The organism is Phytohabitans sp. LJ34 (genome assembly GCF_052068095.1).
GTDB lineage: Bacteria > Actinomycetota > Actinomycetes > Mycobacteriales > Micromonosporaceae > Phytohabitans.
This window is the reverse complement of record NZ_JBQHDG010000011.1, coordinates 1-20,665: the sequence shown is the minus strand read 5'-3', so window position 1 is coordinate 20,665 and position 20,665 is coordinate 1. Positions and strand designations below refer to the sequence as shown.

Annotated in this window: 12 protein-coding genes; 9 read left to right on the top strand and 3 right to left on the bottom strand. The window is 70.7% G+C overall.

The window, feature by feature from the left end:
- Positions 1-60 precede the first annotated feature (60 nt).
- Together ACTMTJ_RS20260 and ACTMTJ_RS20255 are read right to left on the bottom strand one after the other, a co-directional pair.
- Entirely contained in the window at positions 61-2,151 is a 2,091-nt protein-coding gene (locus tag ACTMTJ_RS20260; RefSeq protein ID WP_441218799.1) for a family 43 glycosylhydrolase, read from the bottom strand.
- Between the two features lie 259 nt (positions 2,152-2,410).
- Positions 2,411-3,505, bottom strand: a complete 1,095-nt coding sequence (locus ACTMTJ_RS20255; protein WP_441218797.1) for a GNAT family N-acetyltransferase — start codon at positions 3,503-3,505, stop codon at positions 2,411-2,413.
- A 289-nt stretch (positions 3,506-3,794) separates the two neighbouring features.
- Between ACTMTJ_RS20255 and ACTMTJ_RS20250 the strand changes: the two genes are divergently transcribed.
- The 9 genes from ACTMTJ_RS20250 (at position 3,795) to ACTMTJ_RS20210 (ending at position 17,624) form a co-directional block, all read left to right on the top strand.
- Positions 3,795-4,757 carry an endo-1,4-beta-xylanase gene (locus tag ACTMTJ_RS20250; RefSeq protein ID WP_441218795.1) on the top strand — a complete coding sequence of 321 codons (963 nt, stop codon included), beginning with the start codon at positions 3,795-3,797 and terminating at the stop codon, positions 4,755-4,757.
- Positions 4,758-4,873: 116 nt separating this feature from the next.
- Complete coding sequence (locus ACTMTJ_RS20245; RefSeq protein ID WP_441218793.1) at positions 4,874-7,528, top strand: ATP-binding protein; 2,655 nt, start codon at positions 4,874-4,876, stop codon at positions 7,526-7,528.
- Positions 7,529-7,738: 210 nt separating this feature from the next.
- Positions 7,739-10,333, top strand: coding sequence for a choice-of-anchor P family protein (locus ACTMTJ_RS20240; RefSeq protein WP_441219283.1), 2,595 nt, complete (start codon positions 7,739-7,741; stop codon positions 10,331-10,333).
- Positions 10,334-10,679: 346 nt separating this feature from the next.
- Positions 10,680-12,065: a glycoside hydrolase family 43 protein gene (locus ACTMTJ_RS20235; protein WP_441218791.1), complete on the top strand. Its 1,386-nt coding sequence runs from the start codon at positions 10,680-10,682 to the stop codon at positions 12,063-12,065.
- A gap of 450 nt (positions 12,066-12,515) precedes the next feature.
- On the top strand, positions 12,516-14,180 hold the full coding sequence (locus tag ACTMTJ_RS20230; RefSeq protein WP_441218790.1) for a hypothetical protein: 1,665 nt from the start codon (positions 12,516-12,518) through the stop codon (positions 14,178-14,180).
- Between the two features lie 56 nt (positions 14,181-14,236).
- Positions 14,237-14,881 (top strand): GNAT family N-acetyltransferase, encoded by a 645-nt coding sequence (locus ACTMTJ_RS20225; RefSeq protein ID WP_441218788.1) that lies wholly within the window; start codon positions 14,237-14,239, stop codon positions 14,879-14,881.
- 113 nt (positions 14,882-14,994) lie between these two features.
- Positions 14,995-16,167 (top strand): serine hydrolase domain-containing protein, encoded by a 1,173-nt coding sequence (locus ACTMTJ_RS20220; RefSeq protein ID WP_441218786.1) that lies wholly within the window; start codon positions 14,995-14,997, stop codon positions 16,165-16,167.
- A gap of 102 nt (positions 16,168-16,269) precedes the next feature.
- On the top strand, positions 16,270-16,557 hold the full coding sequence (locus ACTMTJ_RS20215) for a hypothetical protein (RefSeq protein ID WP_441218784.1): 288 nt from the start codon (positions 16,270-16,272) through the stop codon (positions 16,555-16,557).
- 53 nt (positions 16,558-16,610) lie between these two features.
- Positions 16,611-17,624, top strand: coding sequence for a phosphotransferase enzyme family protein (locus ACTMTJ_RS20210; RefSeq protein WP_441218782.1), 1,014 nt, complete (start codon positions 16,611-16,613; stop codon positions 17,622-17,624).
- Between the two features lie 112 nt (positions 17,625-17,736).
- Here ACTMTJ_RS20210 and ACTMTJ_RS20205 read toward each other — a convergent pair.
- Positions 17,737-20,665 (bottom strand): ALF repeat-containing protein (locus ACTMTJ_RS20205; protein WP_441218780.1); only part of this gene is annotated, 2,929 nt, incomplete at its 5' end.

Genomic DNA, 20,665 nt, shown 5'->3' with positions numbered 1-20,665 from the left:
ACTCCAAGGCTCGTGTCAGGTCCGGACGCCGGTGCCGGCGTCCGGACCTGACGGACAGGGTCAGGGGGTGGTGAGGTCGAAGCGGCGCACGGTCACCGCGCCGCCCAACGCCGACGTGGCGTAGTTGAAGACGCCGAACCGGTAACCCATGAAGAACTGCCACGCGTTGTTGAGCGTGAACGCCGGCCCGAGGGCCGTGAAGGTGGTGCCGTCGGTGCTGTACGAGAACGTGGCCTGACGGCCGGAGCCGGGCCTGATGTCCGCGCTGGCGCGCAGCCAGATCCGGCCGCCGGAGATGCTCGCGGAGGCCTGTTCGCTGCCGGTGCCGGTGGTGGCCCAGCTGGAGTTCATGGTCAGCCCGTTGGTCATCGACACCCGGTAGGCGCCGTTGTCCCGCCGCACACCGATCCACGCCGACGAGTCCCGCAGCATCGCCAGGCCGGCCCGGTCGCCGTTGGCCATCGTCGAGTAGTCCAGCTCGATCGTGGCCGTCGAGCTCGGCCCCTGGATCCGATGCGTGACCGTGTTCCGGGCGTTGTACAGGTCGTTGGTCACGGTGGCGGTCTGAAGGCGCAGGCCGTTGGCGACGGTGAACCGGCTGGTGTCCGGGTTGTGGTTCCACTCCCACCGGTGTCCCAGAGTGGGGCCCGTGAAGGTGTCCGGTCCGGTCATCGGCGCCACGGTCATCGAGGTCGTGATGTTGGGCTTGGGGTAGTTGACCGCCCAGCGGCCGTTGACCGTCTGCACGCTCGGCCAGCCGTCCGACGACCAGTTCAGCGGCGCCAGGGTCGGCATGCGGCCGCCGGGGTAGGCGTCGGTGAAGGCCATGTAGTACCAGTCGCCGTTCTGGGTCTGCACGATCCCGCCCTGGTGCGGCACGCCGCCTCCGCTGATGGGGCCGGGCAGGTCGAGCAGCACCTGCCGCTGCTCGTACGGGCCCCACGGGCTGGACGAGCGCAGCACGTACTGTCCGTTGGCCGGTCGGGTGAGCCAGATGTAGTAGTAGTTGCCACGCTTGTACATCCGGGCGCCCTCGAGGGTGCCGATGTTGGACGGGGTCTGGTACACCGTCTGCGCCCGCACCTGGCTGGTCAGATCCGGCGAGAGCTGCGCCACGCTGATCGTTCCGTTGCCGTACGCGACGTACGGGGTGTCGTTCGTGTCGAACAGCAGGCCGGCGTCGTAGTAGCAGGGCAGCCGGGCCCGCTTGGTCCAAGTGCCGTCGACCGCCGCCGCCGTGTACACATAGGAGCGGTTGAACTCGATGCAGCCCAGCCAGTAGTAGGTGCTGTTGCTGGCGCGATAGTTGAGCGTGGACGCCCAGATGCCCTTGACGTAGGCCCGGCCGCCGCTCATGTCGTAGGCCGAGGACTCGAAGTCCAGCCGCGGCACCGAGTGCCCGGCGTACTCCCAGTTGACCAGGTCGTACGAGCGCAGGATCGGCGCGCCCGGCGAGTAGTGCATCGTCGAGGCCGAGTAGTAGTACGCGTCGCCGACCCGGATGATGTCGCCGTCGGCGAAGTCCTGCCACACCACCGGATTGGTGAACTGACCGGTGCTCGGCGGCGGCGTGGTGGGAGTGGGTGTGCTGCCGCCGACCTGCACGAGCTGCCACTGCTGGTTGTTGCCACCCCAGTCGGTGTACTGCACGATGTTCGCCCCGTCCGCCGTCGACGCGTTCTGCACCTCGACGGCTTTGCCGCTCTGCCGGCCGATCAGCCGCACATAGCCGCCGGCCGAGTCGGCCAGCCGAAACTGCTGGTTCTGGCCGTTGCCGTCGGCCCACTGCACGATCGCGGCTCCGTCGGCGGTGGAGAGGTTGTAGACGTCGAGCACCTTGCCCGAGTGCCGCGACTTCAGCCGGTAGTAACCTCCACCGGAGTCCACGAACTGCCACTGCTGGTTGTTTCCACTGCTACGTGTCCACTGCGTGATCCGCGCACCGTCGTTGGTGGCGAAGTTGTACACGTCCAGTGCCTTGCCACTGTTGCGATTCACCAGCACGTACCAGGCGCTGGTGTCCACTGTGGCCGCTGACGCCGACGACGCGGCGACCGCGACAAGAGCGCCACCCACGACCACCGCCGCCGCTGCGCCGGCGAGCCCCGCTCGCCAGCCGCGACGCCATCGTGTGGAAGACCCAACCGGCATCCCTGCTCCTCCGTTATCCACGGGCTAGGCGGATCGAGGAGCCTGACTGTTAGCGTTAACAGACGGTGCCCACTTGACCCGGACAGCGATATACAAAGTTGTCGGCCGATGACGATGGCCCGCACAAGGACTTTGAACGATGACAGTGACCCTCGTCAAGATGTTACGCAAAATTTTCGGAATCGAATCGCTCTTTGCTAAAACGATCCACGTCGGTTGGGGCGGTCACGGAGGGCACGTTCGACGGACCCAGCCGGTCTCAGGCGTGCAAGGCCTTGACGGCACGCAGCACCGCGGCCTGGCCCCCGCTCGACAGGCGATCGCGCACGCGCACCGCCGCGGTGACGACTCGGGGCTCGAAGCACAGTTCGTCGAACGAGGACGGCTCCGCCCGGAAGTGCTCCTTGAACTGCTCAAGCGACACCACACCCCCGGATTGTCCCATGTGGACATACCCGCAACCGGCGTCCGCGGCGCGCTCCAGCGTGCGCGCCAGGAGCAGGTAGTTGAGGTACCGGTTCCGGGCCCGGACGAGGTCCTTGTCGCTCGTCGCGCGCCAGTAGTGTGCGTGATGGTGGCCGACCAGCGCGATCACCGCCGCCGCCGGTTCCCCGCCGATCCGGGCCACCGCGATCTGCCAGCGGTCACCGAGAAGGCGGGCGATCGTCTCGAAGCGCCGGTACGAGTCGCGTCGCTTGGCCGCGGCGACGGCCAGGGCCGTCGGGATGCCGCGCTCCTTCGCCCGCTGCGCCGCCCACCGCAGGTAGAGCTCCCAGTACGTGCCCAACTGCTCGGGGCCCGGCGCCCACCGCACCTCGACGCCGTCCTTCTCCGCCTTCCGGATCTTGTAACGGGTGCCCTGGCCGAGGCTCGCGTGCAGCGCCGCGTATCCGCCGCGCAGATCCACGAGGTGTACGTCGTGCCGGACCCGCCGGCGCGCGCTGACCCGGTCCCAGGCCACGGTCGTCATCGGACCGGGCGAGATGACCAGCCTGCGCGACGCCGCGAGCAGGTCCGGCAGCACCGCCGCCACATCCTGTGCCGCCAACGGCGTGGTCCCGAACGCACCGGCCCACTCGCGCGGCAGCGACCACGAGGTACGCCGCCGCAGCGGGCCCAGCGCACGGCGGCGCACCAGCGGCACGACGATCCGCGCTCCGTCGACGGTCTCGTAGAGCCGGCTGGCGTCCTCCAGCCCGTCCGCCGCACAGATCGCGTCGAGCCACTCCGGCAGGTGGAAGACCGTGGCCTCGGTGCTCGCCGCCCAGGCGGCCCGCCACTCGTCCCGGGGCGCGGGACTTACGACGCTCCGTACCGGTGGGCGGATCGCTGCCGGGCGCGGTATGCCGGCCATAAGACCATGCTGGGCCGACACGCCGGGTCACGACTCCGGAAACGCCGGAAGTCGCCCGACCCGCCGCCCGCGTAGCGATAATGCCGGCGTCCACCCGGCTCGCCGAGCTACAGGCAAGCCAGGTCTGTCGATCCACGGGCCGCCGATGCCGTACATTGATGGGCATCTAAGTGTTGCCGCGCTGGGCCACCGAGGAGGAACCATGGTGAACGGGCCATCCAGCGGCAGGGCAAGACGGTGGCATCGCTTACTCCTCTCCGCCGCCGTCGGGGCGCTGACCCTGACCGGCGTGACGGCGGTCCCCGGCGTGGCCAGCGCGGCGACCGGCCTCGGTGATGCCGCCGCCACCCGTGGTCGCTACTTCGGCGCCGCCGTCCAGCCAGCCAAGCTCACCGACACGGCCTACACCCGGATCCTCGACCAGGAGTTCAACTCGGTCACACCGGAAAACGCGCTGGAATGGGATGCGGTGGAGCCCGCTCGTAACCAGTTCGTCTTCACCGTCGCCGACCGGGTGGTGGACTACGCCCGGTCACAGGGCGCCAGCGTCCGGGGTCGAGGACTCGTGTCGCCGAACGCCAACACCGTCGCCTGGGTGACCCGGCTCGGCACCGCCGACGACGCGCGAGCGGCGCTGCACAGCCACGTCACTGCCACCGTGAGCCACTTTCGCGGCCAGGTCAGGACCTGGGACGTGGTCAGCGAGGCGTTCGCCGACAACGGTGCCGTCCGGCAATCGGTGTTCGCGAACCGCCTCGGACCGGCCTACATCGAGGAGGCGTTCCGCGTCGCCAGGGCGGCCGACCCCGCCGCCCGACTGTGCTACAACGACTTCAACATCGAGGACATCAACCTCGCCAAGACGCAGGCCGTCTACAACCTGATCCGCGACTTCAAGACCCGCGGAGTGCCGATCGACTGCGTCGGGTTGGAGAGCCACTTCATCGGCACCACCGCCATTCCCGCCGCCTACCAGCAGACCATCTCGGCCTTCGCGGCCCTCGGCGTGGACGTGGAGATCACCGAACTCGACATCGGGGGCTCGGGAACGGCACAGGCCGAGGCGTACCGGCGCGTCGTCAGCGCCTGTCTCGCGGTGCCGCGCTGCGCCGGCATCACGGTCTGGGGCGTACGCGACAGCGACTCGTGGCGCGCCGGCCTGACCCCGCTGCTGTTCGACTCCGCCGGTGCCCGCAAGCCCGCCTACCACGGGGCACGCTCCGCGCTGGGCCTCTGCACACCGATCGGTTGACCCCTCCCGCGTCAAAGTGCGTCTGTCTTGGTTTGCGCAGTGACCGGATGCCGACTCTTATCGTGTCATTTCGGGCGTACAACCGTACAGTCAGCGCACCTGATCTGGAGGTCGCCATGGGTTCGCTGCCTAGGCCGGACCTGCCCGACGGCCCGGCCCGCGATCTGTTCGACGAGCTGCACGACCTGCACCATGAGGCCGGGTGGCCGAGCCTGCGCGACATGGCGAAAGAGGTCGGGTGCAGCCACACGACCGTGTCGGCGGCGTTCTCGGGTCCACGGCCGCCGCGGTGGGGGCTGCTGGAGCTGATCGTCGAGGCGCTCGGCGGTGACACCGAGCGTTTCCACCAGCTGTGGCTGGCCGCCAGCGCGGCACCGGACGACGGGCAACGCGTCCGCGCCGACCCGCTCGTACCCGAGCCGACCAGGCGACCCGTGCCGCCGCGCGAGCTGCCCGGCGACGTCGCCGCCTTTACCGGCCGGGCGGACCAGCTCGCTCACCTGGACGGCTTGCTGGACCGGCCGCGCACCGCGGTGGTCGTCTCGGCGGTGTGCGGGACGGCGGGTGTCGGCAAGACCGCGCTCGCGGTGCACTGGGCGCACCGGGTGGCCGACCGCTTTCCAGACGGCCAGCTCTACGTCAACCTCCGCGGTTACGACCCGGAGCGGCCGATGCGGGCGGCCGAGGCGCTCGGGGTGCTGCTCCGCGCGCTCGGTGTCGAGGATGCGGCGATGCCGCACGACGTGGCGGAACGCGCCGCTCGGTACCGGACTCTCGCGTCCGGCCGGCGGATGCTGATCCTGCTGGACAACGTGCACTCGGTCGACCAGGTGCGCGATCTGCTTCCCGGCACCGGGTCCTGCCTTGTCGTGGTCACCAGCCGGGCCAGCCTGCCCGCCTTGGTGGCCCGGCACGGGGCGGAGCGGGTCAATCTCGACCTGCTGCCGCGGGACGAGGCGGTCGCGCTGCTGCGCACCCTCATCGGTGCCCGCGTGGAGGCGGAGCCGGCGGCCGCGGTGGCGCTGGCCTCGCGCTGCGCGCGGCTCCCGCTCGCGCTGCGGATCGCCGCGGAGCTGGCCGTGTCCCGTCCGGCGGTGCCGCTCGCCGCGCTGGTCGGTGAGCTCGGCGACGAGTCGCGCAGGCTCGATCTGCTGGCCGCCGGCGAGGACGGCTACACCGCCGTGCGGTCCGTGTTCTCCTGGTCCTGCCGGTATCTCGACCCGGCCGCGATGCGGGCGTTCCAGCTCCTCGGTCTACATCCGGGCCAGGACGTCGGGGTCGACGCCGCCGCGGCGCTGCTGGACACCGGCGTGGCGGAAGCCCGCGCGCGAATCGACGCGCTGGTCCGCGCCCACCTGGTCGGTGAGTACACCGCTGGCCGGTTCGGCATGCACGACCTGCTGCGGGCGTACGCGGCGGAGCGGGCGGCCAGCCGTCCGGAGGCTGACCGGCGCGCGGCGCTGGACCGGCTGTCCGATCACTACCTGCGCACCGCGACGGCGGCGGTGCGGGTCGCCTTCCCGACCGGCGTGGCGCGGCCGCCGGCCCAGCCGTTCGCCAGCAGCGACGAGGCCCGGTCCTGGCTGGACACCGAACGCTCGAACCTGCTCGCCGTCGCCGACGGCGGGTACGCCTCTCAGTTCTCGGCCGTCCTGGCCGGCTACCTCGAGGTGCGTGCGCACTACGCGGACGCGCTGACCCTGCACGACCTGGCCTACCAGGCGGCCTGTGCCGGCGGGGACCGGGTGGGTGAGGCCGCCGCGCGAAACCGGCTGGGCGGCATCCGTCGCCTCATGGGCCACTATGGACTTGCCTCGGCCCACTACGAACGGGCCCTGGCCCTGGCCCAGGAGCTCGGTGACCAGGCGGTGGCGGCCACCGCGCGGTACGGGCTTGGCACCCTTTGCTGGCGGTCCGGACGGCTCGACGACGCGCGCGAGCACCTCGCCGCGGCCCTGGCCTGCTGGCGCGGAAACGGCGACCGCGCGGGCGAAGGCGCGGCGCTGTACCGCCTGGGCACCGTCTTCCGCCGGATGGGCCGGTACCGCGACGCCCTCGACCACCACCTGCTGGCCCTGGCCACCAGCCGGGCCATCGACGACCAGGTCGGCGCGAGCCGGGCCCTCAACAACCTGGGCTCCACACTGGAACGAATGGGCGACCACGCGCAGGCCTTCGCGCAGTACCAGCGGTCCCTGGCCATCTGCCGCGAGCTGGGCAACCGGGTGGGCGTCGCGGTCGCGCTGACCAACCTCGGCAACGTCAACTCGGCGTTGGGACGGTTCGACGAGGCGCTCCACCAGCACCAGGAGGCGCTGCCGATCTACTCGGAGACCGGCAACCGGGTCGGCCAGGGCGAGGCGATGCACGGCCTCGGGCTGCTGTACTACCGGTGGGGCCGGTACGGCGAGGCCGCCGCCCACCTGCGACAGGCTGCCGCCGTCGGCCACGAGCTCGGCGACGTCGACCTGGAGTGCACCGCGCTCATCGACCTGGCGGACACGCTGCGCGCGGCCGGCGATCCCGGCGAGGCCGCGGCGCACTACCAGGCCGGGCTCGCGCTCGCCGACCACGGCGGCGACCGGTACCTGCGGGCCCGTGCCCTGACCGGCCTCGCCCACCTGCGGTGCGCGGCGGGAGACACGGCCTCGGCCGAGCGGCACCACGGGCAGGCGCTGGCCATCCTCACCGACCTCGGCCTGTCCGAGACCCACGAGGCGCGGGCCAGCCTCGCCGCCCTCCGCGACCCGGTCGGCATCCCGGTCGGGTAAGGGATTCGCCAACGCCGGGAGTGTCGCAAGGGCGACAGATCCTGGCCAGTCGTGTACGGATCCGTCAAGTACGCCGGTCCACTTCGAACACTTCGTACGTCGTTATCGCCGTTCGAAGGAGGTCCCGTGCGTTCTCAATCCGTACGACGAAGGTCCGCGCCGCGGGCCCGCAGTAGCCCGCGACCGCGACTGGCTTGGCGCTTGCTCATTGTGCTGGCGCTCGTCCTGTCCGGCCTGACGGGCTTCGCTCAGCCGGCCGGTGCGATCGGGGGCGGCTCCAACGCCACCGCCGGCCAGTTTCCCTTCATCGCCCGGGTCACCACCGGTGGCCTCGTGTGCAGTGGTGCGCTGATCCGGCCGGAGTGGGTGTTGACCGCCGGGCACTGCGTCGACGCGCTGCGCCCGTACAACATGAACGTCGCGCTCGGCGGCACCACGACGGCCAACGCGACACCCGTGGCGGTGGCCGGCGCGCGCCGCCATCCCGCGTGGCCCGGGCAGCCGGGTTCCGACCCGATCCTCGACCTCGCGGTGATCCGGCTGGCCACCCCGGTGGCGACCGCGCCGGTGCCGTTGGCCGACCCTGGCGAATCGGCGGCGTGGGACGGCCCGGCCGACCCGATGACGGCCGTGGGCTGGGGCATCACCACGGCCGGTGGACCACCGACCGACACCCTCCAGACCACGACCGGCACCGTGTCGTCCAGTGGTGGCGTGCTGGTCGCCAGCTTCGCCAACGGTGGAGTCTGCCCGGGCGACAGCGGCAGCCCGGCGCTGGTGCGGACGGCTCGCGGCTTTGTGGTCGCCGGGGCGTTGTCCAAGGCGCCCGCGGGGTGTGGCACCGGTACGTACGCGATGGTGGGCAGCGGGCCGGGTCGTGACTGGCTGCTCAGCGTTCTCGACTCGGGTCCGACCTCGCGGACCGAAAGTCCGTGGACCGGCGCACCGATCACCGACAGCCGGGTGTGTGTCGACGCGTCGGAACGCTCGACCAATCCCGGCGAGCAGCAGCTGATCCCCGGGATCGCGCCGCAGCACACCTCGTGGTGGATTTACGACCCGCCGCCGGCGTCCACCCGGGTTGTCGTCTCCACCGCCGGAAGCACGGCGAACACAGTCGTCGGCGTCTTCCACTCGACCGGGGACACCCTCCAGCACGATCTGATGACCCGGTGGACAACGGGCAACGACGACGCGCAGGGAACACCGCAGAGCCTGCACGCGTGGACGACCGCGGGCAACGAGCCGTCGGAACGGGTCTACCTCATCGGGGTCGGCACCCGTACGGCGGGCGACACCGGCCGGGTCTGTGTACAGACCCTTCCCGACTACCCGCTCAACGACCTGCCCGCCGGAGCCGTGCCCATCAGCGGTGCGACCGGCTCGCAGAGCACCACCGAGCGGGCGGGAACCGGCGATCCGGCGGAAGGCGCCGACTCCGCGCAGGCGACCGCCTGGTACCGCTGGACGGCGACGGCTGGCGTTGTCGGGTTCAGCCACGACCGCGCCAACGTGTCGGTCTATCGCGGCAGTGTCGTTGCCGGAAACCGGGTCGCGTTCGGATCGAGCGTGACCTTCCCGGCGGCCGCCGGCGAGACCTACTACATCGGAGTCGGCTGGTCCAGGTCGCCGTTGAGCGGTGCGTTGACCTGGAAGCAGGGCACGTCGCTGCGCTTTGACGGGCCCGCGTCGGCCACGTACCACGCGCCGATCACGTTGCGCGGGACGCTGACGTCCGGACCGGGCACGCCGGTCGCCGGGCGGGCGGTCGCCTTCGCGCTCGGCACGGGTGCGGCCGCGCAGAGCTGCACCGGCACGACCGACGCCAACGGCGTGGCACAGTGCCAGATCGGCTCGGTCGAGCAGGTGCCCGGCACCGTACCGGTCACGCTCACCTTCGCTGGCGACGGGCAGTTCCTACCGTCCACAGTGGCCGGATCGGTCACCGTGGAGAAACGCGCCACGGTGCTGACCTACACCGGTCCGGTCAACGTAGCCAACGACTTCCCGGCCACGCTCCGCGCGACACTGGCCGAGCAGGGCGGTGGCCCGATCGGCGGTCGGACCGTCACGTTCACGTTGGGCGCCGGCTCGTCGGCGCAGCAGTGCGGCGGCACGACCACCGGTGCCGGGGTCGTCACCTGCACGATCCCGAACGTGGCACAGCCGGCGGGTGCGACCGGCGCACCGATCCAGGTGGCCTTCGCCGGCGACAACTTCTACCGGTCGTCGACGGCCTCGGCGTCCGCGAAGTTGTTGTTCTACACCGGTCGGGCCACCGGCTTGTCGACGAGGCTGGCGATCCTGCCGCCGACGCTGGTGGGCGACACCGGTGAGGTGTCTACCGCGTCGCGGTCCACCACCGAGCGGACAGTGGCGACGGTACCCACCGGACCGGTGGTCGCCACGGGGATCAGCGCCCGCGTCACCACCGGTGACGGCGCCTCCTCGGCTACGACGACGACCGCTGACCTGACCGTCGGACTGCCCGGCCTGCCGGTCATCCGCGCGACGAACCTGCGGGCGACGTCGCAGACGAACTGCCAGACCGGTGCGTTCACCGCGAGCGCCTCCGGGTCGGCGACCATCGGCTCGCTGAGCATCGGCGGCGTCACGCAGCCGGTCGTGGCAGTCCGTCCGAACACGGTGATCACCGTGGGCGTACTGACGATCACGCTCAACGAGCAGAGCGCGGTCGACGGAGCATCGGCCGGCCTGCGGGTCGCCGCGATGCGGGTCAGTGCTCCTGGAGTCGCCGACGTGGTGGTCTCCCAGGCAAGAAGCGACATCCACAACTGCCCATAGGCATCACCGATGACGTGGTAGCCCCGGTCCCCGTCGGGGCTACCACCACGTCGGCGCGGCGCAGGTTGGATTGACGTTTGTCGAGGGCTTGACAGGCCGGTTGTTATCGCTAACATTTTCAGGTGACGCGGCCTCGACCGGCGCGTCGCAGGCGATGGCGTCAGCCCCACCGCTCGCCGCGAACCCTTTGGACCCGCGGCGAATCCCACACTTCAACGGCCTCCGGTTCCCTCCGAAGATCTGTTAACGCTAACAAGCACAGCGGTGCCGAAGTGTAGGACAGCTGCGCCCCGCGCCCGCCACGACGAATGCCCGACCGGATCACTAGAGGAATGAGGTCGCCATCGTGCTCCTGGGCCGAAGAGCGTTCGCACTGCTCGCAACCTTGTCGACGGCGGTCACCGCGGCGGTGGTGGTGACCGCGCCACAGGCCGTGTCGGCGGCGAACACGGCGTACGTGTTCGCGTACTTCACGGAGACGCCCAACATGTCCGGCGCCAACTACGGGCTGCACTTGGCGGTCAGCCAGGACGGCCTGAACTGGTCGCCCCTCAACCAGAACAACCCGGTGGCCACCCCGACCGCGGGCACGCTCGGGCTGCGTGACCCCTTCATCCTGCGCAAGCAGGACGGCACCTTCGTGGTGCTGGCCACCGACCTCAACGGCACCGATTTCGGCCAGAACAACCAGTACCTGCACGTGTGGGACTCGACGAACCTGACCAGCTTCACCGGCTACCGCCGGATCCGGATGCACGGCCTGAACACGCACACGTGGGCGCCGACCGCCTTCTGGGACGCCGCCCGTGGCCAGTACGGCATCGTCTACTCCGCCAACAACGGCACCGACGTGTTCATGGTGAACTACACGTCGGACTTTCGCACCGTCTCGACCAACCAGGTCTACTTCAGCCCCGGCTTCCCGGTGCTGGACAGCGACATCGTGGTCGACGGCGCCACGTACTACATGTACTACAAGAACCTCTCCAACGGCCTGATCTACGGCGCGCGCTCGAGCACCGGCGCGCCGAACAGCTACACCACGTACACCAGCGGGCTGCGGCAGGGCAACGCGATGGAAGCACCGCTGCTGGTCAAGAACAACGAGGGCAACGGCTGGCGGCTGTGGGGCGACTCGTTCAGCCCGGTCAACAACGACTTCTACGCCTGGTCGAGCTCCAATGTGGGCGGCAACTCGTGGACGGTGTTGAACCAGCGCACGTACACACCGCCGTTGAACGCCAAGCACGGCTCGATCGTCGGGATCAGCTCCACCGAGTACAGCGCCCTCGTGTCCCGGTGGGGGCTGCCCAACTGGACGCGGCTGAAGTCGTCGAACTTCCCCGACCGGTACGTGCGGCACGCCAACAACGTCGGTCGGATCGACGCGTACCCGTTCGACCCGCATCAGGACCAGCTGTGGCGGATGGTGCCGGGCCTGGCGGACTCCGCGGGCGTGTCGTTCCAGTCGGTCAACGTCCCCACCCGGTACCTGCGGCACAGCGACTACGCGATCCGGCTGGACGTCGACGACAGCACCGCCACATTCCGCGCGGACGCGACGTTCTACCGGGTCGCCGGGCTGGCGGACGCGGCGTGGTCGTCGTTCCGTTCCTACAACTTCCCGGACCGCTACCTGCGCCACTCCAACTACCTGCTGCGCATCGACCCGCTCAGCGCCAGCTCCAGCGCCAGCGATCGACAGGACGCGACCTTCCGGGTCGCCCCCTAGCCTGCCACCGCAACCCCACAGGCCGGGGAGCGGGTGGCGATGCCTCCCCCACAACGCCGCCCGCTCCCTTGGCTACCGGCCGCCTCCGCGAGGAGGCGGCAACGGCCGGCGGCTCGGGGCCGCCGTCGGGGACGAACGCCGGCAGGTCGGCCAGACCGCTGTACAAAGTGGTCGCGACCGGATCCGGGCTCACGGCGGCGACGCGGGTGAACCCGCTCACCGACCCGGTCGTACGCAAGGTGTGGGGATTGGATGGGATGGTTCTCGGCGCGCACGAGGCGCTGTCGCGTGGGTCCGCGCAGTCATTGTGCGAGTGGAGCGTGCGGGCGATGTCGCTGTCATGGCGCGAGCCGTTGTCGGGTACGGCGGGCTGTGGGTGCATGAGCACCGGACGGCCGTCGCCGCGGCCCCTTCGAGGCCCGGTCGGCGTACGTGAACACGTTGATCGCCATGGCTGGCCTCGGCCAGCAGGGCGACGAGGATCTGGAGCTGCGCCTGCGCGTGCGGGCGGCCGGCGAGGCCGACTACCGCGCCGGCCGGTCGGACACGATCCTCGCGTTGCTCGACGAGGCGCGGGCCTCGACCGATGCCGGCGCCCGCATCGAGGCGCTGAGCATCGCGCACCACTGCCTGCTCGCTCCGGAGCACGAGCACCTACGCCGTCGTATCGCCGACGAGCTGATCGGTGAGGCGGCCCGGACGGGTCAACGCGGCCCGGTGGTGATGAGCCTGCTCTGGCAGGTCGTCGACATGCTGCTGAGCGGCGATCGGCACGCCGGGCGGCGGCTGTCCGAGCTGCGGGCCCAACTGGCCGAGGGCCCGTACCTGGCCGCCGAGTTCGTGGTCGGCGCCATGGACGTCATGCTCGCCATCCGCGCGGGCCGTTTCGAGGACGCGGAACAGTTGGCCCAGCACTGTTACGAGCTGGGCAACAAGGCCGGTGACGCGGACGCCGAGGGCTGGTACGCGGCACAGCTCGTGGCGATCCACTGGTATCAGGGCCGGCTCCCGGAGCTGCTGCCGATGCTCGGCGCGACGGCCAGCGCGCCCACGCTGAGCGCGATCGACAACTCCCTGTTCGGTGCCGTCGCGGTCGCCTCGGCCTTGGCCGGTGACCGGCGTGCGGCGGAAAACGCGCTGGCGTCGCTGCGCGGGCCCGGCCTGGACCGGCTGCCGCGCTCGTCCAGCTGGCTGGTCACGATGTACGGCATCGTCGAGGCCGCCTACCTGCTGGACAACCGGCACGCCGCCGCGCGGGTCTACGGCCTGCTGCTCCCGTTCGCCCACCTGCCGATGATGGCCAGCCTCGGGGTGGCCTGCTTCGGCTCGGTGGAGCACGCCCTCGGTGTGGCCGCGTTGACGACCGGACACGTGGACCGGGCGATCGGGCACCTACGCGAGGCGGTGCACCGAAACCTGGCGCTCGGGCATTGGCCGGCGGTACGCAACTCGCGGCTCCGCTTCGCCGAGGCCCTGGACCGCCGCGGCGGTCCCGACGACGCCGCGGCCGCGGCGGCACAGCGCGCCGCCGCCGGCGAGTTGGCGCCGCAGAACGAGTCCGCCGCCACCGCCCACGCGGTCACCTGTGTGCGGCAGGGCCGGCGGTGGCGGGTGGAGCTTGGCGTCCGGTCGGTCACGGTCGACCACATGGTCGGCATGCTGCACCTGGCCGTGCTCACGGCCAACCCGGGTGCGGAGATCCGGTCGATCGAGCTGGCGGCGGGTGTGGAAGCACTCGGCCGTGCCGCCGCGACCGATGCGGGCCCGGCCCAGGAACTGCTCGACGAGACCGCCGTGCGCAGCTACCGGCAACGGGTGGCCGAGCTCACCGAGGCCATCGACGTGGCTGGGCGCCGCGGGGACGCCGAGGCCGTCGCCGCCATGGAGCAGGAGCGGGATTGGGTACTCGCGCAGCTGAGCGCCGGCACCGGTCTGGCCGGACGACGACGCTCTTTCGCGAACGACGAGGAGCGGGCCCGGCTGGCGGTGGGCCGGGCGATCCGGCGCGCGGTCGCGCAGATAAACCGCGTCGACCCAGTCATCGGCGCACATCTACACGCGACCGTACACAGTGGAATGCGATGCTGGTACCAGCCGGCCGGCCCGGCCGCGTAGGTGGCCGCTAGGGAAACCGGGTGCGGCGGCCGGGCGGGCTGGCTACCGTCCGAGGTGTGCCACACACCTATCCCCCGCTGAACGTCGAAGTCCGCACGCCGCGCCTGGCACTGGCCGGCGCCTCCGACGCGCTGCTGGAACGTCTCGTGCCGCTCGTGCGGGCCGGGGTCGCCGACGCCGAGCCGTGGCCGTTCGACGACCCGATGTCGTTGTACGCCGACAACCCCGAACGCGAATGGCAATGGCTGCGCGGGATCTGGGCCGGCCGCGCCCGGGTGACCCCGGACTCGTGGCGGCTGTACTTCGCCGTGCTCGTCGACGGCGAACCGGTCGGCATGCAGGACCTCATCGGCACGAACTTCACGCGGTTCGGCACCGTGTCCAGCTTCTCGTGGCTGGCCCCCGGCAGCCGCGGGCAAGGGCTCGGAAAGGAGATGCGGGCGGCGATCCTGCATCTGGCCTTCGCCGGGCTGGGCGCACGCGAAGCCGGCAGCGACGCCTTCGTCGACAACGAAGCGTCCAACCGCGTTTCCCGGTCCCTGGGCTACGAGCCGAACGGCACGGACTGGGACACCCGCCGCGGCGAGCCCGCCCGGATCCAGCGGTGGCGGCTCACCCGGGATGCGTGGGAGCGGGTCCGCCGGGACGACATCGAGCTGACCGGCGTCAAGGAATGCCTGCCCGTCCTGGGCATCAGCTAGTGCGGTGGCCGGGGGGTTAGCCTCACCTCTTATTCGCGGGCCAGCCGGATGGTCGATACATTGATCGTTTTCTTACGGTGAGTTCCTCCGCAGTCAAGAGATGGAGGAACAAGATGAAAGCACAGCTTGCCGCGTTCGTAGCAATCGTGGCTGTTGCCGGCGGCGCCACATTCGCGGCCCAGATCCCGGCCGTGGCGCGGGCCGCGCCGGTGGCCGACCGGCACCAACTACAGGCCGGTCTCGACGACTTACGCGACCTGGGTGTCGTCGGGACGCAGGGGCTGGTACAGACCGGCGACCGCGTCACGCGGGCACGCAGCGGCGTCGCGGACCGGCGGACCGGCGCGCCGATGCCGCCCGACGGCTACTTCCGGATCGGCAGTAACACCAAGACGTTCGTGGCGGTCGTCGTGCTCCAGCTGGTGGGTGAGGGCCGGCTGGCCCTGACCGACCCGGTCGAGCGCTGGCTGCCCGGTGTAGTGTCCGGCAACGGCAACGACGGCAGCAGGATCAGTGTCCGGCAGCTTCTCCAGCAGACCAGCGGGATTCCCGACTACCTCGAGGACCTGCCCGCGTTCGGCTCCGCCGACGGCTACCGCCAGCATCGGCTCGACCGCGTCACCGCCGCGGACCTCGTGGCGCTGGCGATGCGACACGAACCGGTGTTCGCACCGGGTACACACTGGGCCTACTCGAACACCAACTACATCTTGGCCGGCATGCTCATCGAGAAGGTGACCGGACGGCCATGGCCGCAGGCCGTGCAGTCGCGAATCATCAACCCGCTGCGTTTGCGGCACACATCCTATGTGGACGGCCGATCCCACCTACCCCGACCGCATGCGAGGGGTTACCATCAGTTCGTCCCTGGCGACCCGCTGGTGGACACCACCGTGCTGAACGCCAGCTACGGCGGAGCCGCCGGCGGTCTGGTGAGCACCACGACGGACCTGACCAGGTTCTGGCAAGCGTTGCAGCGCGGCCAGCTGCTGCGCCCACAGCAGATGACGCAGATGCACGACACCGTCCTGGCCGAGACGTTCCAGGGCTTGTACCCCGGACTCCGGTACGGGCTGGGCATCTTCTGGGCCCCCAACCGGTGCGGCGGGTACTGGGCACACCCAGGCGACTTGCCCGGCACCGTCGTGGTCAACGCGGTCACCGCCGACGGGAGCCGGGCCGCGGTGGTGTACATGACCACAAAGCTGGCCGACGAGGCCGCCGCCGGTGCGGTGCTGGCCCGCAGCTTCCAGCTGATGGACGACGCCGTCTGCGGAGCCGAGTGACCCGTCGGCCTGGTTGGCCGGCGGTGGAGCGCAGCCACTAGCCTCGGCGGCGTGAACACGTCGCACGCCGCCACTCTGGGTGTAGTTCTGGACGCTACGGTGATGCCTTCCGAGGTCACTGTGGAGGACGGCCGGCTGTCGGTCGTCGGCTACGTATGGGAACCCACCACCGAGCTGATCGGGGTCGACGACTCCGGCGCGGTGTGGTCGTACTCGCCGGCGCGCGGCAGCCGTGCCCGCGGCAAGATAAAGCCCGCCGCTGTCCCGCCGGACAACCGCGATGCCCGGGTAAAGCAGCTCAAGAAGGCGTTGAAGGAAATCGACCGACCCGCGGTCAAGCACGAGTGGTGGTCCGTCATCCTGGAACAGGTCGACGACGGCATCCTGTGACCGGCCGCGCCGAAGCAGCGCGGCCACCTGGTCCGCTTATAGGCTCACTCGATATGCGCGTGACCCACTCGCTCCTACACGCTGGTGACCTCGCCCAGCTCGTGAAACGGGAGTATGCCATCGCCGCGCCCGTCAAGGTGAGCTTGCTCAACCGCGGCTTCAACGACTCCTACCTCGTCACCGACGTCGAGGGTGGTCGCCGCGTGCTGCGGGTCTACAACCGGGAGAAGTACTGGATCCGTTCGGAATCCGACCTCCGCTTCGAGCTCGACCTGCTCGATCACCTGGCCGCGTCCGGGCTGGGTGTCATCCGTCCGTACCCGCGGGCTGCCGGCGACCGGCTCGGCCGGCTGATGGCGCCCGAAGGCGAACGGTGCTTCGCCCTGTTCACCCACGCGCCTGGAGCGCCCTTGCACGAAGGCACGCTGACCGCCGAGCAGTGGCGCGAGTTCGGCTCCGGCATCGCCCGGATGCACTTGGCGATGGACGCCTTCGTCACCAGCCACGACCGCTACCACCTCGACGAACGCATCCTCGTCGAACGGCCGCTGGCCAGCCTGGCTCCCTACGCCGGCTCGGGCCGGGCCGCGGCGCACCTCGCCGAGCTCGGCAAGCTCGGCGATTGGCTGACCGGCGAGATCCAGCGGCTCCGAGCGATCGACGGCGCGTACGGAATCATCCACGCGGACCTGCACCTGGGCAACGCCAACATCGACGGCGACGGACGGTTCGTGACGTTCGACTTCGACCACTGCGGGTTCGGGTTACGCGCGTACGACCTTGTCGCTCTCTACCGCGGGCCGGACGCGCCGGAGGCGGACCGCGAACGCTGGGCGGCGGTCCTCGCCGGCTACCAGCAGGTCCGTCCGCTGAGCCAGAGCGAGGTGGCCGGCTTCCCCGTACTGGCCGCCTGCCGGGAGATGTGGGACGTCGGCGATTGGCTGGGTGCCGCCGACCGTACCGGCGACGCCTGGGTGACCGACGCGGTGTTCGCCAAGCTGCTGGCGGACGTCCGCAAGGCAGGAGTGCCTTCCGATCTGGGAAGCTCTGGCTCGTCGAAGGCTTGATCCTCCGTCGAGGAAGCGCTTGCCAGACGGTCCACCGCGCCGTGTGAAGGATTCTGGACCGCCGATGAGGGCGCCGGGCATACCCGCCCGACGCCCTCCGGCTTACGTGCCTTCAGTTCTTACACTTGTTGTCCGTGTTCAGCCTGGGGAATGCGGTGACCAGATCCGGGATACCAATGATCTCTTCCTCGGTCGTGATCCAAAGGTGTTTCTCCCCGTGCGTGCCGACGACCCGGCCCATCGGGATGCACCAGACCTTGCGGCCATTGGCTTGTATCTCGATGAAGTAAGCGTCGTCGTCCGCCCGCCTGACCCACGCGGAATCGATCATTTCGAAGACGTTTTCGCCCGGCCGCAGCACGAATACCGAGTGCATTGTTTTGGTGGGGTCCGGCTGCATGTGGTCCAGCACGTGCATGAGCCGGTGCAGCTGGCCCCCGTCGCCGTACGTCGTGTAGGAGAGGCCCCCCGGGCTGACAAATGTCGCGTTGCCAACGTAGGTGAACCAACATCCGGCTTCGCGGGCGAGGTTACGCGGGCGTAAGCAGGAGCCGATCTCGAGGCCGAACATTCGGGTGAGGTTCGAGTTCGTCAGCCCGGTAAGTGCGGCGTCGGCGCCTTTCTTGGACTGGTAGAGCGCCTTGATGCTCTGGAAGCCGACGGACAGCAGCTTGCCGACTCCGTTGAGCAGCAACGCCTCGAGAGCCATCTGGCCGAGGTTGAGTATGGTCTGCCCCAGCGACTGGTCGCCGTTGAAGAGATTGACGAAGTTGAGCCCAACCTCGCCGATCGTCAGCAACGTCCCGGCCACGAGGCCGCAGACGGTCAGCATGCATCCGACGAGGGCACCCACCGCGAGCGGAGTGAACAGGGCGGTCATGGCCTGGATCGCCGCCACGAACAGCGCCATCTTCTGCCCGGCCTCGAACATCGGGTCGAGGACAGCCCCGATGCAGTTGTCGTAGCCCTGGCTGCCCTCGTCATAGAGGTACACGCACGTCGCGCTGTTTTGGTACGCCCGCTTGGCGAGTTCGTCGGGATCACCGATGGCGTTGCGGACGCAGGCCTCGATCGCCTGGCCCGCCTGCCCCGTATAGAGCTTCTCCAGAGCCTCCCCGATCGTGCCGGGACCGAAGTCCTTCATGCACTTCGTGATGTTGCCCTGGTGGTTGTACATGCCCCGGTCGAACGCGGCCTTCGCTGCCGCCGCCGCGGCCTCGGCGTCCCCATGCGCCTCCATCGCCGAGTCGTAGGCGGCCTTCGCGGCGGCGTTCGCCTCCTGAGCGGCCTGCACGGCGTTACCGTGCGACACGATCGCCCACGTGGCGGAGCGGATCGCGCTGCGGGCCGAGGTGTCGGCCCGGGTGGCGGCCGCGCGGGCGGTGGCGACCGCGGCGGCCGCCTTTTCCACCGACCGTTTGGCATCGTCCGCGTACGCCTGCGCCTGCTCTGCGTACTCGCCGGCCCGGGTCGCCGACTCGGTCGCCTGCTTCGCGTACTCGATCGCCTGCTCGGCGTCACCGCGGGCCTTCGCCGCCACCTCCTGCGCCTGCAAGGCGTTCGTGGTGGCGGTCGTGGCGACCTCGTGGATCTTCTCCAGCAGCCCACCGACGTTGGCCAGGTGAGCGGCGGCCTCGTTGTCGCGCTCCGCGGCCACGTACCGGTCGGTGCTGAGGAAGTCGCGCAGGTAGCTCGGCGGCCCGTCCAGCGCGACCTGAGCCGCCGCCTTGACCTCGGGGCCGCTGTCCGCGGCGGCGAGGATCTGGTTGACCCGCACCCGCTCACCGACGGCCTCCGCGTCGAACCGCCCGGTGTCCAGGAAGTCGCGCAGCGCCTGGAGGGTGCCGGCGTCGAGCGCGGCCTGGGCCCGCTGGGCCGTCACCGTGTCGCCGTTGGCCCGCGCCGTGGACAGGATCTGGTTGACCTTGATCCGGTCCTGTGCGTACCGGCCGGGATACTCCTGCGTCCGCAGGAACTGGCGCACCTGGGCGTCGGTGCCCTCCAGCGCGGCCTGCGCGGCGGTGGCCAGGGCGGCGTTCTCGGTGACCGCGATCCTCATCACCGCGGCGCGGTCGTCCAGGCCGTTGGCTCGGGCCACCCCGGTACGGGCGAAGACGAGGACCTCGTCGTCGCTGGCCGCGAGGGCGGCGAGCGCGGCTTCCCGGGTGTGCGGGCCCTGCGCCTTGGTCAGGTTGAGCGCGGCCGTCCGGCCGGCCTTGACCGCGTCCGCTTGCGGCGTCGCCGGGTTCTGGGCGAGGGCGAGCAGTTGGTTGGTCTGCGTGTCGCGTTTGGCGGCCTCCTCGACATCCCAGTCGGCGGCCTGTTCCAGCGCGTCGTACTGGGCCTTGGCGGCCCGCGACGCCTCGATGCCTTGGTCCTTGGCGACGGCGAGCCGCTCGGCGTCCGCCCGGCGGGCCGCCTCGTACACAGTGGACGCCTGGTTTGCCGCGTCGACCGCGGCGATCGCCGCCTCGGTCGCGGCCTTGGCGTGCTCCGTCGCCCGGTTGGCCGCCTCCGCCGCCTCACCCGCGTGCTCGGCCGCCTCTATCGCCGCCCGCGCCGCGGCTTCAGCGTTCGCCACCGCGCGGTTGGCCGCGTCCTGCGCCGCGTCCGCGGCTTGCCGCGCCACGTTGAGGTACCGCTCGGCCGCCTGGGCCGCGCGCCTGGCCTGGGTCGCCGCGGCTCGGGCGCGATTCGCCGCCGCCACCGCCTCGGACGCGCCGGCGCCCGCCGCGTTCGCGGCCTGGATCGCGTTGTCGTTTGCCGTGGCCGCCGCCTCCGCGTTGGCCGCGGCGGCGTTGGCCTGGTCGACCGCGTACATCCCGGCGTCGATCGCGAGCCGCACCGCCACGAAAAGCACGAGCTTGTGCCGCGCCTCGAGGGCGATGCGGCTCGCCTCTTCTGCCTTCTGGCGTGCCTGGTCGGCCGCCGCCTCGTTCGTCGCCGCGTCCGCGGCCGCCTTGCGCGCCGCCGCGGCCGCCTGCTGCGCCCGCGCCGCCGCCGCCGCGGTACGGGACGCCGCCGCCGCGGCCGCCCGCGCC